General features: G+C 63.3%; 11 protein-coding genes and 1 pseudogene. 4 read left to right on the top strand and 8 right to left on the bottom strand.

Annotated elements, in window-relative coordinates:
* Positions 1–522: 522 nt before the first annotated feature.
* The 7 genes from ACOIX3_RS22325 to ACOIX3_RS22295 form a co-directional block, all read right to left on the bottom strand.
* Positions 523–903 (bottom strand): hypothetical protein, encoded by a 381-nt coding sequence (locus tag ACOIX3_RS22325; protein ID WP_420964300.1) that lies wholly within the window; start codon positions 901–903, stop codon positions 523–525.
* Between the two features lie 683 nt (positions 904–1,586).
* Complete coding sequence (locus ACOIX3_RS22320; RefSeq protein ID WP_420964299.1) at positions 1,587–1,976, bottom strand: PRC-barrel domain-containing protein; 390 nt, start codon at positions 1,974–1,976, stop codon at positions 1,587–1,589.
* 111 nt (positions 1,977–2,087) lie between these two features.
* Positions 2,088–2,321 carry a hypothetical protein gene (locus ACOIX3_RS22315; RefSeq protein ID WP_420964298.1) on the bottom strand — a complete coding sequence of 78 codons (234 nt, stop codon included), beginning with the start codon at positions 2,319–2,321 and terminating at the stop codon, positions 2,088–2,090.
* A gap of 190 nt (positions 2,322–2,511) precedes the next feature.
* Entirely contained in the window at positions 2,512–3,486 is a 975-nt protein-coding gene (gene copD, locus ACOIX3_RS22310) for a copper homeostasis membrane protein CopD (RefSeq protein WP_420964297.1), read from the bottom strand.
* Between the two features lie 12 nt (positions 3,487–3,498).
* Positions 3,499–3,849: a copper resistance CopC family protein gene (locus ACOIX3_RS22305; RefSeq protein WP_420964296.1), complete on the bottom strand. Its 351-nt coding sequence runs from the start codon at positions 3,847–3,849 to the stop codon at positions 3,499–3,501.
* A gap of 2 nt (positions 3,850–3,851) precedes the next feature.
* Complete coding sequence (locus tag ACOIX3_RS22300) at positions 3,852–4,856, bottom strand: hypothetical protein (protein WP_420964295.1); 1,005 nt, start codon at positions 4,854–4,856, stop codon at positions 3,852–3,854.
* Between the two features lie 57 nt (positions 4,857–4,913).
* On the bottom strand, positions 4,914–5,288 hold the full coding sequence (locus ACOIX3_RS22295) for a DUF2946 family protein (RefSeq protein WP_420964294.1): 375 nt from the start codon (positions 5,286–5,288) through the stop codon (positions 4,914–4,916).
* Positions 5,289–5,754: 466 nt separating this feature from the next.
* Here ACOIX3_RS22295 and ACOIX3_RS22290 point away from each other — a divergent pair, with 466 nt between their 5' ends.
* The 3 genes and pseudogenes from ACOIX3_RS22290 to ACOIX3_RS22280 all read left to right on the top strand — a co-directional run bounded on the left by ACOIX3_RS22290 (position 5,755) and on the right by ACOIX3_RS22280 (position 8,816).
* Entirely contained in the window at positions 5,755–6,036 is a 282-nt protein-coding gene (locus tag ACOIX3_RS22290) for a hypothetical protein (RefSeq protein WP_420964293.1), read from the top strand.
* Positions 6,037–6,166: 130 nt separating this feature from the next.
* Entirely contained in the window at positions 6,167–6,550 is a 384-nt protein-coding gene (locus ACOIX3_RS22285; protein WP_420964292.1) for a DUF2946 family protein, read from the top strand.
* Positions 6,551–6,602: 52 nt separating this feature from the next.
* Positions 6,603–8,816: pseudogene (locus tag ACOIX3_RS22280) on the top strand (TonB-dependent receptor family protein).
* 236 nt (positions 8,817–9,052) lie between these two features.
* On the opposite strand, the gene ACOIX3_RS22275 reads toward ACOIX3_RS22280, so the two are convergent.
* On the bottom strand, positions 9,053–11,281 hold the full coding sequence (locus tag ACOIX3_RS22275) for a TonB-dependent siderophore receptor (RefSeq protein ID WP_420964291.1): 2,229 nt from the start codon (positions 11,279–11,281) through the stop codon (positions 9,053–9,055).
* A gap of 689 nt (positions 11,282–11,970) precedes the next feature.
* Here ACOIX3_RS22275 and glyA point away from each other — a divergent pair.
* On the top strand, positions 11,971–13,272 hold the full coding sequence (glyA, locus tag ACOIX3_RS22270) for a serine hydroxymethyltransferase (RefSeq protein ID WP_212315014.1): 1,302 nt from the start codon (positions 11,971–11,973) through the stop codon (positions 13,270–13,272).
* Positions 13,273–13,276: the final 4 nt, after the last annotated feature.

Raw genomic sequence — 13,276 nt, 5'->3', positions numbered from 1 at the left:
AGATGGGCGTCCGTTGACTTGGGGACATCAGCCATTCCGACATGTGCGCGGCGGCTTCATTATGCTGCGCTCGCTGGAGCAGCGCGTCACGGTCTCGACCAGCGGGAAGTTGCCCAGCACGGTCGCGAAGTTCTTTCGCTCCCTCGGTGAGCCGGATTTCGAGCGCATCGGCTTGCTTCACGCGGCGGCGGATTTGTACCATGCATTTCCCTTTACTAAGCCATGTCAGTGCACGCGCCATGGAGGCTGTATGCCGCCTGATGGTTGATTCCCTTGATCTCGAAACGCTCATGTCAGTTATCCCATGATGCCGCTTCGTCGGCATGCACGACCGTCCCTTCGCGATGCGAGCGCGAATGAATGAAGCGACCTAGCTTTCCGAATGAAAATTGCCGGGACGGAAGTTTCTCCGCGCTCCCGACTATGACAGACAACTCTGTCCTTGCGGTTCTGGTTCCAAGCAAAGCGACGGTCGATGCGATCCGCCGTCAAATTGGCGGGCTTCACGCTGCCGCTACGAAGTCAAAACTGAAACGGAGCGACCGAAACGGACAATTTTCCGTCGGCTGATTTTTGCGCGGTGAATTCCACCTCTTTCGACGCCTTGACGTCGCCGACGGATACCGAAATCCCGCCGCTGCACTGCAGGGTCCGCTTGTCCCTGCTCGTCGAAGTGGTGACGATTGTTTCACCGAGCAGGTATCGGGGCTGCGAGTTTTCCGGATCAGGCTTCGCCGTTGACTCCCTGGCGGCGTAGTTGACCAGCGGATTCCGATGGTCATCGGCAATGGCCTGGAGCACGGCCTTTCGGGTGTCGATCGAATCGCACTCGAGCTGATCGCCGCAACCACTCAGAACAAGCAGGAGCGGAAAGCCCATGAGCGAAAGCAGTCGTGACGCCATGACAAGACTTTGTGTGTGGATGGATGCTTTCCGACAACCGACCCGGAGGAGCTTGGTTCCTGTGCGTCCCCTTAAGCGCGGCCGCCCCACGGTCGGACGACGGCTTTGCCCCTCAGCGATCTACGCCATGGTCTGAAGGGGAGGACGGGGAGCTGCCGGAGCCTCGCGCCTGACCAGCCTGACTTTTGGCGAGGTCGCTCACATGCCGCCCGAGCAGCGGGCGAGGGACACATATCCAACGGATCGACACCCGGCAGAGCCGCTGATCCCTGACGGTCTGTGGCCCTCGTTCTGTCGAGGAACCAACGAAAATCGACAGAGTAGACTCGCAGCTCCCGGCCTTTGCCCCCAAGCCCTCCGGGAGTAGCGATCCCCGGCGCTGTGAAACCTCCGGCGCCCGGGGATCGCTGGTTTGCAGATCAAGCAAGCAATCTTGAAACCGAAACACGCCCAAGGGTTGGTCGGTGGGTTGGTCGGTTGTCGCGTGTTCGTTGTCTTCCGCTAGCGGTATCGTCATCAACGCGGGAATCCCGGCTTCACTGCGTCTTGTTCACCCGGCTGCGGCGAAGTTCGAGGCGCAAGCAAAAGCCCCCAGCGCGGGAATGCGCCGGGGCTCGTGTTTCCGCTTTGCTCGTCAAGCTGCGTGATCGGCAATGCATCGCCGAGCAGACGGACTTTCGGTGTTACTTGTTCTCAGGCATCCAGGTTGTGCTGGCCCGATCGTACTTGAAACCCGGTGCAGCCTTCAGGCTGTCCTTGGTCTCGTCGAGCGTGAGCCACCACTTGTCGTCCTTCTTTTGCGATTTGACGGCCGTGTACGGCACGATCACGTCCTTCTCGCCGGCGCCGAGAAAGCCGCCGACGCCGACGACGAGGCCGGTCACCTTGCCCGCCTTGTCGACGAGCACGTCGTCGATCGTCCCGATCTTGGATTCCTTCGGATCATAGACGTTCTGCTTGTAGTAGTTGGTGATGGTCCAGCTGTCCGTCGGGGCGGCGGGCATCGTGGTCGCCGCATGCGCGGCGGTAGCGAACGCCGCAGCCGAGATGCAGCCGATAACAAACTTTTTCATAAGAGAAACTCCTCGCCTTCAGTGGAGATGACCGACCAGGCAGACGCCACCGCCCAGGATGACGACTGCCGGCTCGGCTCAAAGTATGGTGACTGGCGTGCTCAGCGCCTGTCAGTCGGACGTGCAGATCTTGACGGTCTTCATGCCGGTCTCGGCTTCGGAGCGTGTCTTGTAGATGGTGCCCGACGGGCTGACGACGGTGGTCGTCGTGTCGACCGGCTTCTGATCGACGATCGTGCACTTCTTCGTCTTCACGTCCTGCACGACGTAGAATTCGTCTGCTGCAAATGCCGGCGTGACAAAAGCGGCAAGCAACGCTGCCGCGACAATCGTTTTAACTTTCATGTTCTCTCCTCCAATGCCGTATCTATCGGCGGAGATGGAACGGGAAGAAGTAGCAATGGTTCCTAGAGCTGAGCCCGCTGACTCCCGGCTCGAGTCAAGGCAAGCGAAAACCGATTGTCGAGGTGCGGCGATATGCAAGACGGCTTGGGACTCGGGCGGTTCAAGGCGAATGAGGACCAGGTAAGTTGCTTCAGTGTTGCCTGGTCAGCAAGAGGTCGGAAACGTCCTGCAGGTGAATGGCGGGATGCCGGGTTCCGAGCAACCCAACAATGACGATGATGCCCAGCCCGAGTGTTGTCTCGATCGCACTGTTACGGATCAGTTGGCGAAGGGCGACAGACGATTGTTCGCTTCCGGTGGCGGCGAATCGCGGCGTCAAGCGAAAGCGGTTGATCGCCGCGAAGACGAGCATCGCCGCGAAGATCGCGATCTTGAGCATCAGCAGGCGCCCATATTCGGTGGCGACGAGCCCACGCAGCGAGCCGACCAGAATGGTGGCGTTGACAACGCCACTGAGCAGGATGGTTGCCACGCTGACAATGCCGAGCATCGAAAACCGTTCGGTAGCATCGCGGACCAGCGACATGCTCTCACGGACCTTGGGAGTGGCCAAGAAGGTGATCAGTGACACCAGGCCACCGATCCAGGCTGCCGCAGCAACGCTGTGCAACGCATCCGCTGCGAGATGCAGATAGCCGGTCGGACCAATGGTTGAGGCGGCGTGGCCGGTCCAGGCAAGACTGCCGGCAAGCCCGATCGCCGCAGCGAGCCCCGGCCATTGTGCGACCACCGCGCGGTCTGAGATGAGGCAGACCGCCAGGCAGATCGCAAGACCTGCGCGGATGATTGTCATCTCACCGAACTGGGTTTCCGTGATGACGGTTGATAGGATGTCGGCGGTCAAGGCGTCGATGAGCGGCATTCCGCTCATCGACGCCGCCTGCAGCAGAAGCCAAATTGCGCCCGAGATCACCGCGAGGGCAAGACAGGCCCAGATATGCCGTCGCGTCCGGCTCCGAAACGCAAGCGTCGCCGCGGTGTGGTTGTGCAAGACCGGCATGGCGATCAGGCAGCCGAAAACAACGCTTCCGACCGCTATCGCCGTTGCCGCGAAGTGCACGGCACGCGTCGCGATCAACGGCGCTCCTGCTGCGGACCAATCCATTGCGACCAAGCTCTACTGGCCAACCTGGAAGGTGAAGTTCCCCTCGGTCGTGTGGGTGTCTACGGAAAGCACGTGCCAATTGACGTGATAGGTCCCAGCACCGCCGCCCTTCAGCGAGACCGACATCTGGTTGCCGTTCACGCGCGCCTTTCCGGCATCGACCCGCTGCCCGGATGGACCGGTGACTGTTACTGAACTGAATGCTGCCTCCAGTTTCTGGGTGAAGGTGAGCGTCACCTCGCGCGGCGCGCTCGCCACCTTGTTGCCGACGCGCGGCTCGGCATGATCGAGAAAGGCGTGGGCGTCTGCCTTGCCGGCCGCAAGCGACAGCAAGAGCGCGATGATCAGGGATGAGCGTCGCATGATCAATTCCTCGCAAACGGGCTGGCGGGCTGCACCGGACCGCCAAAGATCGGCCGGCCGATGCCCCGGGGATCGATATCGTCGAGATAAAGATGGAGCTGACCAATCACGCCGACACGAGTGCCGCTCTGCCGATTGATCGGGATCAGCGCCTCGACGCCGAGCTGATAGGTGTTTCCGACCCAGAGAACGCCGGGGTTGATGGTCCCGGTCGTCATCGTGCCCGACGTCAACGTGTTTCCGACCGGGGTCTGCAGCGTCGCCTCAACAAGCGGGATCATGCGATTGATAAAATCCGGCAGACCGAGATCGACGACCGCGGATTTCAGATAGGGCATGCTGTACTGGATCGTGGCGCCCCAGTTCAGCACCCTTGGATGAAACTCAGTATCGGAGGTCAAATCACCAGTATCGGGATCGACCCCGAAGATCGTGGTGGATGACCTACCGGGAATGGCGTAGCCAACCTGCCCGGTGACCGCGACGGGGCGCAGCCATGACAACGTGTCGGGCAGGTCGCCGAAGCCTTTGCCGAAATAGAGGGTCGGCGTGTAGGTGTTGAACGGATCGGCTCCGACGCTGCCGGCGCCGGTGCCGCCCCATTCGACGCTCAGCCCTACCGACATAACGAACTCATGCTCGGCGTCCTTGAAGACACGATACTTGAAGGTGGTATCGACGTTCTGGAAGCCATGGGCGCCGGTTCCGGTCGGTCCTCCAGGTGGATGGAGGAAGCTGTACGTCGATCCGATGGAGATCGCGAAAGCCTCGGTGATCCGCTTGGAAAACTCGCCCGAGAAGTCGCGCTGCCGGAACGACGGATCATCGCCGGTGTGGAAGCTGGATACGGTGGGCAGCGAGAGTTCGTCGTTCACACCGGGATCGTCGATGCCGAGCGTGGCCGGAAAGAAGCGGTTGCCGACGATTTCGTGGGCGGTACTGACAGAAAATGGAATGAGCGCGACGGCGAGGCCAGGTAAGGCTGTGCGCGCATGACGGATGAACATGGGAATCTCCGCGGGCGTTGATGTGTAAAGGTCTCAGCGGCCGGCGGCCGCGCGGCTTTACGACAGAAACGGCGGAGCGCGCGCCTGGGCCTCGGAAGCGGCTCTTGGACCGGAGAGGCGCGGCGCGAAATCCTGCCAGGTGACCTGGCTCGTCACGCGATCGACCGCGATCGCGGCTGATGTCTGCGGCGAAGTGATCGGTGCGCCGGTCTGCAGCACGCTACAGGCGGCGCAGCAGCCTTCGTGCGCGCGGTGGCCGGTCTGATCGTTTTGGTCGGCCGCTTGTGTCGCCCCGCCATGGCACGTGACCGCGCCTGCAAGCGGATCCGAGGCCGCAAGACTCGCCGCCCAGCAAGCGCCGATCGGTGCAAAGATCTGCACCAGCAGGGCAACCAGAACTAGCGGTAGAAATCTCTTCAGCTGTCGGCGCATCGGTCCACCTGCGACAATCTATCGCAAGGGAGGGCCGCCGTCGAGCCAAGTGACAATGGAGGGAGGAGGAGTGACGATTTAATGGAGTGTGTTGTGCGTCGGCAACGGCGTGCGTACGCGCTGCGGTACGGCCTGAGGCGGGATCAGTCTGATGAGACGATTTGTTTTCGGGTGACAGGAAGGTCGGCTGGCCGCATTCATTGCGGCCTATGCGCTTGTCCTCAATGTCGTGCTGTCGGGCGTCCTGGTCGTCAGCGTATCGCCTGTGACGGCGGGAGCCAGCGTGCGAGAATCCGACCTGCGGCGATAGCGCCCTGGTTCTGCGGCGCGATGCCTGACTCGTCGAGACAGGGAGCAACACCGCGAACATTTGCGTGATCGGGAAATATCCAAACTCCGATCTCGGTCTTCCTTTCAGCAACGCACATGCCTCGCCCGCGCGAGGCGCTATCAAGGCGGCTGAACGATGAAGACCATTTACCTTCTGGCGGCGCTCATGCTGGCGCCATCTCTTGCGACCCAGGCCTTCGCTCATGCACGAACCGGCAAAGGCAGCGATCGAGCGCATGTCCGCACGGGACCGACCATCGGCAACGGACTGCAGGGATACGGGATCGTCGGTCGTCAGATCGCGGCTCCGCCGTGGAGTTCCGCCTGCACGAACGACACAGGCCCACGACAATGCGACGAGCCGATGTGGGTCTATGGCAGCCCCGACTATGTCGCGCAGTTCAAGAGTGCATTCTGACGTCGGCTCGTAGCCGTAGGACAATTCGTCATATGGCTCGCCTGCAACATCGCCGCGCGATCGGTTGAATCGGCGGCCGCAGCGTTTTGACTCGCTCTTGCGCTGTGATAGGCGTGAGGCGGGGTAGGAGATGAGGCGGTTCGTTCTCGGGCAGCGTGTGGGTAGGGCGGCGGCGTTTGTCGCAGCCTACGCGCTTGTCCTCAACGTCATCCTGTCAAGCCTCCTGGTCGCCAGTATATCGCCCGTGGCCGCGGCAGCTGGCCAGATCCTCTGCATCAACAGCGCCGACGCCGATGCGGCCCACGACGACGCGGGCAAGAGCGGGCGGGGCGGTGCGATCCATTGTCCGCTGTGCATCGGTCATCACGTCACCGGCGCGCTGCCGCCGCCGGAGTTCGCGCTCGGCGCACGGCTGCCGGTCGCGGTCACCACGATCCGTGCCTTCGAAGAGCGGTTCGTTGCACGTTTCCGATCCTACGATCATCAATCCCGTGGACCTCCGGCACTGACCTGACCGCCGGCGCTTCGGCGCCCTTCGTTCGTCAGTTCACATCCGGAGTCCTGTCATGTCATCCGCCATCGCGCGGCTGCGAGCCTATGCGCTCGCCGGCACCGCCGCAGCATTCATCTCGCCTGCGAGCGCTCAATCCACATCGCAATCGACACTGCCGTCCGTCACGGTCGACGCGCCCCAGCAGCGGCGGGACGCATCGGTGCGTCCGCAGCGGCGCGCCGCGCGCAGCGCCCCGGCGCGGGCCGCGCGCGTTCCTGCCGCGCCGGTGCAAGCGGCCAATGGTGAGGGCGGCGGCGCCCGGGCCGCGCTGGCCGTGCTGTCGGCGCAGCAGGCGCTCACGGAAATCAACAACACCCCGGGCGGCGTCGCGCTGGTGCCAGCCGCGGCCTACCGCAACTCGACCGTGGCCAACACGATCAAGGACATCCTCGACTATGTCCCCGGCGTTTTCGCGCAGCCGAAATGGGGCGACGACACGCGGCTCTCGATCCGCGGCTCCGGCCTGTCGCGCAATTTCCATCTGCGCGGCATCCAGCTCTATATGGACGGCATTCCGATCAACACCTCCGACGGCTACGGCGATTTCCAGGAGGTCGACCCCACCGCCTACAAATATGTCGAGGTCTACAAGGGCGGCAATGCGCTGCAGTTCGGCACCAATTCGCTCGGCGGTGCGATCAATTTCATCACGCCGACCGGACGCGATCCGAACCCGAATGGCGCGTCGTTCGACTTCGGCGCGTTCAACACAAGGCGGCTGCAGGTCAATGCCGGTGGCGCGAACGGGCCGTGGGACGGCTTCGTCACCGCGTCCACGCAAGCCTCCGACGGTTTCCGCGATCACAGTTTCGGCTCGAGCAACAAGCTCAGCGCCAATGTCGGCTACCAGATCTCGCCCGACGTCGAGACCCGGTTTTACCTGAACGCCAACGAGGTGCGGCAACGCATCCCGGGGAGCGTCGACCGGACCACGGCGCTGACGTCGCCGACCACGGCTGCCCCCGTCAATGTCGCCAATGACTGGCAGCGCAACATCGACACGGTGCGGATCGCCAACAAGACGACCATCCGCCTCGACGACACGCAGCTCGAACTCGGCGCGTTCGGCGTCGACCGGCATTTGATGCATCCGATCTTCCAGTGGCTGGACTATCGCCACAAGGACTATGGCGGCTTCGCGAAGGTCACCGACGACCGGATCATCGGCGGCTTTCGAAACCGGTTCATCGCCGGCGCCAATATCCTCAACGGCACGATCGATGCCCAGCAGTTCGTCAATGTCGGCGGCTTCAAGGGCGCACAGACCTCGTCACTGCGGCAGACGCCGGAGAACTATTCGGCGTTCGCCGAGAATTCGTTCTACTTCCTGCCAAACGTCGCCTTCATCGCCGGCACGCAATATCTGTTTGCGGTGCGCGATCAGCACGTCAACTTCTCGACCAATGGTGATCTCAACGGCCGGAGCAGCTTCAGCCTGTGGAGCCCCAAGACCGGCCTGCTGTGGCAGGTCGATCCGAGCTGGCAGGTGTTCGGCAACGTCTCGCGCAGCGCCGAGGTGCCGAGCTTTGGCGAGAGCGTCAGCCCGAATTTCCTCAATCCGACCCTGCCGAACATTCCGTTCTTTTCGATCAAGCCGCAGACCGCGACGACCTACGAGGTCGGCACCCGCATGAAGCGGCCGGACTACGCTTGGGAGGTCACGCTCTATCGTTCCGAAATCGACAACGAGCTATTGTGCCTCTACAGCGCGTTCGGCAATTGCAACGTCACCAACGCCAACAAGACGGTCCACTAGGGAATCGAGGCCGGGGCGGGCGCAGCAATCGTTCGCGACATCTTTGTGGGCGGACCAGCGCCGGACAAGATCTGGCTCAACATCGCCTACACGCTGAACGATTTCCGGTTCGACAACGATCCGGTGTTCGGCAACAACCAGCTGCCGGGTGCGCCGCGCCACTTCGTGCGGGCCGAGCTGCTCTACAAGCATCCGACCGGGCTCTATGTCGGACCCAATCTGGAATGGGTGCCGCAGGCCTATTTCGTCGACAGCGCCGACACGCTGATGACCTCGGCCTATGCGATCTGGGGACTCAAGGCCGGCTTCGACAATGGCGGTCCGGTGTCCGGCTATATCGAGGCGCGCAATATCGCCAACAAGGCATATATCGCGAGCGCCAGCATCATCGATCGGGCCAATGCGGCATCACCGCTGTTCGAGCCCGGAACGGGTAGGGCGATCTATGCGGGGCTGCGCTATCGATGGTGAGCAGGATGCAGACTGGCAGTCGCGTGAAACCTTGTCATGCGCTCGGCATGTAAAAGGCCCGCTCCGGGGCTCGCAATTCGGAGCGGGCCAGTCTGGGCGCGGCAAGTGTAGCCGCGCCGCGAACCTAGCGCGACATGCTGACACCACCCTGACGGCATCAAAAAAATGGAGAGGCGGCTGAACGCCGCCCCCCTGTCTCGATGATGGATTTGTGAACGGAATGTTTCGTGGCACGCTCACCATTTGTAGGCGAGGCTTGCCGTGATGCGCCGGCGATCGCCGTAGTAACAGGAGCTGATCGTCGCGCAGCTCGCGACGTAGATCTTGTCGGTGACGTTCACGACGTTGAGCGCCGCGCGCCAGTTGTTGTCCCATTCGTAATGCAAGGCGAGGTCGCCGAGCACGACGCCTGGGACGCGCGCGGTGTTCGCGGTGTCGGCAAAGGACGAGCCGACATAGCGCACGCCGCCGCCGAAGCCGAAGCCGTTCAGCGGGCCGTCGCGGAACGTATAGTCGGTCCAGACCGAGGCGAGCTGCCGCGGCGTGTTGGTCGGCACCGTGCCGATCAGCGCGGGATTGAGGTCCTTGCTGACGAACAGCTCGTAGTTGGTGTAGCTCGCCACCAGCTTGAAATCCCGCGTGATGTTCGCCACCGCCTCGAGCTCGACGCCGCGCGAGGTGACCTCGCCGTTCTGGGTCTGGAACAGCGTGTTGTTCGGATCTGTCGTCAGCGCGTTCTTGCGCTTCAGGTCGAACAGCGCGACGCCGAACCGCGCATTGAGCCCGACCGGCTCGTACTTGACGCCGACCTCGGTCTGCTCGGAGGTCTCCGGCAGCAGCAATTGGCCGGCGGCGTTAGTGCCGATGACCGGATTATAGCCCGTCATGTAGGAGACGTAGGGCGCGACACCGCTGTCGAAATTGTAGATCGCGCCGACCCGGCCGGAGAACTTGCTGTCGTCGCGGCTCTGATCGGCGCCGATCCGGTTGTTGTTGGTGAGGTCGACCCAGTCCTGGCGCCCCGACAGCACGACCGTCAGGCGATCCAGCTTGACCTGATCCTGCAGATAGAGCCCCGCCATGCCCTGGGTCAGGTAGGCGTTCTGATACAGCGGGCCGCTATACGGCAGATTGTTACCGTAGACCGGATTGAGCACGTTGAGAGTCGTGCCCATGCCAAAACCCTGCCGGTCGTCGATGCCGTAATATTTCAGGTCGACGCCGACCAGCGCGGTGTGCTGCAGCGCGCCGGTGGAGAAGCGATATTCGAGCTGATTGTCGAGGTTGAGCTGCGTCGCGATGCCGCGGGTGTAGAAATTGCCGCGGGTGATGTCGGCGGCTGCCGGCGTCGTGGCGTAGCCGAGCCCGTAGAGGCCGGCGTAATAGACGTCGACATGCGCCATGCGCGCGTTCTGGCGGAAGTCGACGTTGTCAGTCACGCTCTTCTGGAACTGGTAGCCGACCATCTCCTGGTCGCGGCGGAATTGATCGACGCTGGGATCGCCGACGAACAGGCTGGTCGGAATCCGGCCGAACGGCGCGTTGGTGACGGTGCCGACATAGGGCAGGAAGTTCAGCGCGCGGGTGTTGCTGTGCGAGGCCAAGCCGAACACGGTGAGGCTGGTGTCGGCGTCGGGCCGCCAGGTCACCGACGGGGCGAAGAAGAAATTGTTGTCGTAGACATAGTCGGTCTGGGTGCCGCCGCCCTGGGCCTGGCCGACCAGGCGATACTGCAGCTGGCTGCCGCCGGGCTGCGCCGCCGCGCCGCCGACGTCGAACTGGGTATAGGCGTTGCCGAAGTTGTTGATGCCGGTCTCGATGTAGCGAATGGGCTCGGCGGACGGCAGCTTGCTCACCGCATTGACGAGGCCGCCCGGCGCCGAGCCGCCATACAGGATGCCGGACGGACCGCGCAGCACCTCGACGCGCTCGAGATTGAAGGGCTGCAGCTTCCAGCTCGCATAGGAGGTGTAGAACAGCTGCAAGCCATCGAGGAACAGCGACTCGTTCTGCGCGGGGAAGCCGCGGATCATAAACCAGTCGTTGCGGAAGTCGGCGCCATAGGTGCCGCCGATGACGCCCGGCGTGTAGCGCAGCACCTCGTCGAACTTGCTGACGATCTTCTGGTCGCGGATCTGCTCGGCGCTGATCACCGTTACCGATTGCGGCGTCTGGATGATCGGCGTGCTGGTCTTGGTGCCGCTGGCGCTCTGCCGCGCCATATAGCCGGTGACCGGGCCATCGGCGCGCTCGTGCCCAGCGCCTGAGCCTGCGGCCTGCTGTGCCGCCTGTGGCTGCGCTCCTGCCGGTGCTGCCGTGGCGCGGCGCGAGGCGCTGCGTGCGCGCGTGGTCCGTTGCGATGGCTGCTGCGATCGCGCCGCTTGCCGGTGCTGCGGCGCATCGACCGTCACGGACGGCAATTGCGTCTGCGCGAAGACCTCGTCCGCACCGGCAACCGAAAGCATCACCAGAGCCGAAGCAGCAAACCGCTGCGGCCGAATCCATCCGTCCGTCATTCAACGCCCCCAAAGAGAAGATTTCTTCGGCGTCGTTATCACGGCGATTTTCGCGAACAGCCCGCGCGCGGTTAGAAGCTATCGAAGCTGTGCGCAAAGCCGGTGTGTGTGACTGAGAGACAACGGAGTACGACGCATAACTGCACGCATCGCGTGAGAGGCTTGAATCGATCCAGTGTTGAGCAATTCAAAGAACGATTCAAAAATCGAACGATTCAAAAAATCATCTCGTGACTCGGTGCATCATGGTCGCGCGCATAATGATCCAGAGAGTCGGTCGTCGCGTGATTGAGTGAAGCGTGATTGGGGGACCGGCACCGGCGAAGCTCGAGGATGCTGCTCGGGCCGTGAGGCGTCAGCCCCGATGGAGCGGACGCTCGGGAAAGGGCGCGTCCGTCCGCCCCGCAGGCCGCCGCGGCCATGCCGTCTGGGGGACCGGAACCGGGACGGGGAGGGGCCGGCCCCGCTGGCTGGCAATCCCCGGCATCCCCACCATATCTGGCATAATTGACCGCCGGGGACCGCAACGGCTTGGCCATTTTGGGGTGATGTGATAACCCTCTGAAACCAGCTTCGACCGCCACTCGTGACCGTCCGCATCCCGTGTAAAGGCTTGCGGCGGTGGAGATATTTCGCCGATGACCTCTTCCTCCAAGACCGCTTCCGCGCCCGATTCCTTCTTCACGGCAACCCTTGCCGAGGCCGATCCCGAGATCGCCGCCGCGATCAAGGGCGAGCTCGGCCGGCAGCGCCACGAGATCGAGCTGATCGCCTCCGAGAACATCGTCAGCCGCGCCGTGCTGGAGGCGCAGGGCTCGGTGATGACCAACAAGTATGCAGAAGGTTATCCGGGCGCGCGCTACTACGGCGGTTGCGAGTGGGTCGACGTCGCCGAGAACCTGGCGATCGAGCGCGCCAAGAAACTGTTCGGCGCTGGCTTTGCCAACGTCCAGCCGAACTCCGGCAGCCAGATGAACCAGGCGGTGTTTCTGGCGCTGCTGCAGCCCGGTGACACCTTCATGGGTCTCGACCTCGCCGCCGGCGGCCATCTCACCCACGGCTCGCCGGTCAACATGTCCGGCAAGTGGTTCAAGGCCGCGCACTACACGGTGCGCCGCGAGGACCAGATCATCGACATGGACGAAGTCCAGAAGCAGGCCGAGCAGGTCAAGCCGAAGCTGATCATCGCCGGCGGCTCGGCCTATTCGCGCGCCTGGGATTTCAAGCGCTTCCGCGAGATCGCCGACTCGGTCGGCGCGTATCTGTTGGTCGACATGGCGCATTTCGCGGGCCTCGTTGCCGGCGGCGTGCATGCCTCGCCGGTGCCGCACGCCCACGTCACCACCACGACGACGCACAAGTCGCTGCGCGGTCCGCGCGGCGGCCTGATCCTCACCAATGACGAGACGCTCGCCAAGAAGCTGAACTCGGCGATCTTCCCCGGCCTGCAGGGCGGCCCGCTGATGCACGTCATTGCCGCCAAGGCGGTCGCGTTCGCCGAAGCGCTGCGGCCGGATTTCAAGGTCTACGCCAAGAACGTGGTCGAGAACGCCAAGGCGCTGGCGGAGACGCTGCGCAGCCATGGCCTCGACATCGTGTCCGGCGGCACCGACAACCATCTGATGCTGGTCGACCTCAGGCCGAAGGGCCTGAAGGGCAACATCTCCGAGAAGGCGCTGGTGCGCGCGGCGATCACCTGCAACAAGAACGGCATCCCGTTCGATCCCGAGAAGCCGTTCGTCACCTCGGGCCTGCGTCTCGGTACGCCGGCTGCGACCACGCGCGGCTTCGGCGTCGCCGAGTTCAAGCAGGTCGGCGGCATGATCGCGGAAGTGCTGAACGCGCTGGCGCAGTCGCCGGACGGCAAGGCGCCGCTGGTCGAGGCCGCGATCAAGGAGCGCGTCAAGGCGCTGACCGATCGCTTCCCGATCTACCAGTAGCCGT

This window comes from Bradyrhizobium sp. B120 (assembly GCF_049075665.1).
Lineage (GTDB): Bacteria > Pseudomonadota > Alphaproteobacteria > Rhizobiales > Xanthobacteraceae > Bradyrhizobium.
The sequence above is the reverse complement of the archived record's forward strand: the minus strand, read 5'-3'. Positions and strand labels throughout refer to the sequence as shown.

Excerpts from the sequence above, each read along its gene's own strand:
- ACOIX3_RS22325 (WP_420964300.1), bottom strand. The coding sequence starts at position 903 with ATGGCGTCACGACTGCTTTCGCTCATGGGCTTTCCGCTCCTGCTTGTT.
- ACOIX3_RS22320 (WP_420964299.1), bottom strand. The coding sequence starts at position 1,976 with ATGAAAAAGTTTGTTATCGGCTGCATCTCGGCTGCGGCGTTCGCTACC.
- ACOIX3_RS22315 (WP_420964298.1), bottom strand. The coding sequence starts at position 2,321 with ATGAAAGTTAAAACGATTGTCGCGGCAGCGTTGCTTGCCGCTTTTGTC.
- copD (WP_420964297.1), bottom strand. The coding sequence starts at position 3,486 with ATGGATTGGTCCGCAGCAGGAGCGCCGTTGATCGCGACGCGTGCCGTG.
- ACOIX3_RS22305 (WP_420964296.1), bottom strand. The coding sequence starts at position 3,849 with ATGCGACGCTCATCCCTGATCATCGCGCTCTTGCTGTCGCTTGCGGCC.
- ACOIX3_RS22300 (WP_420964295.1), bottom strand. The coding sequence starts at position 4,856 with ATGTTCATCCGTCATGCGCGCACAGCCTTACCTGGCCTCGCCGTCGCG.
- ACOIX3_RS22295 (WP_420964294.1), bottom strand. The coding sequence starts at position 5,288 with ATGCGCCGACAGCTGAAGAGATTTCTACCGCTAGTTCTGGTTGCCCTG.
- ACOIX3_RS22290 (WP_420964293.1), top strand. The coding sequence starts at position 5,755 with ATGAAGACCATTTACCTTCTGGCGGCGCTCATGCTGGCGCCATCTCTT.
- ACOIX3_RS22285 (WP_420964292.1), top strand. The coding sequence starts at position 6,167 with ATGAGGCGGTTCGTTCTCGGGCAGCGTGTGGGTAGGGCGGCGGCGTTT.
- ACOIX3_RS22275 (WP_420964291.1), bottom strand. The coding sequence starts at position 11,281 with ATGCTTTCGGTTGCCGGTGCGGACGAGGTCTTCGCGCAGACGCAATTG.
- glyA (WP_212315014.1), top strand. The coding sequence starts at position 11,971 with ATGACCTCTTCCTCCAAGACCGCTTCCGCGCCCGATTCCTTCTTCACG.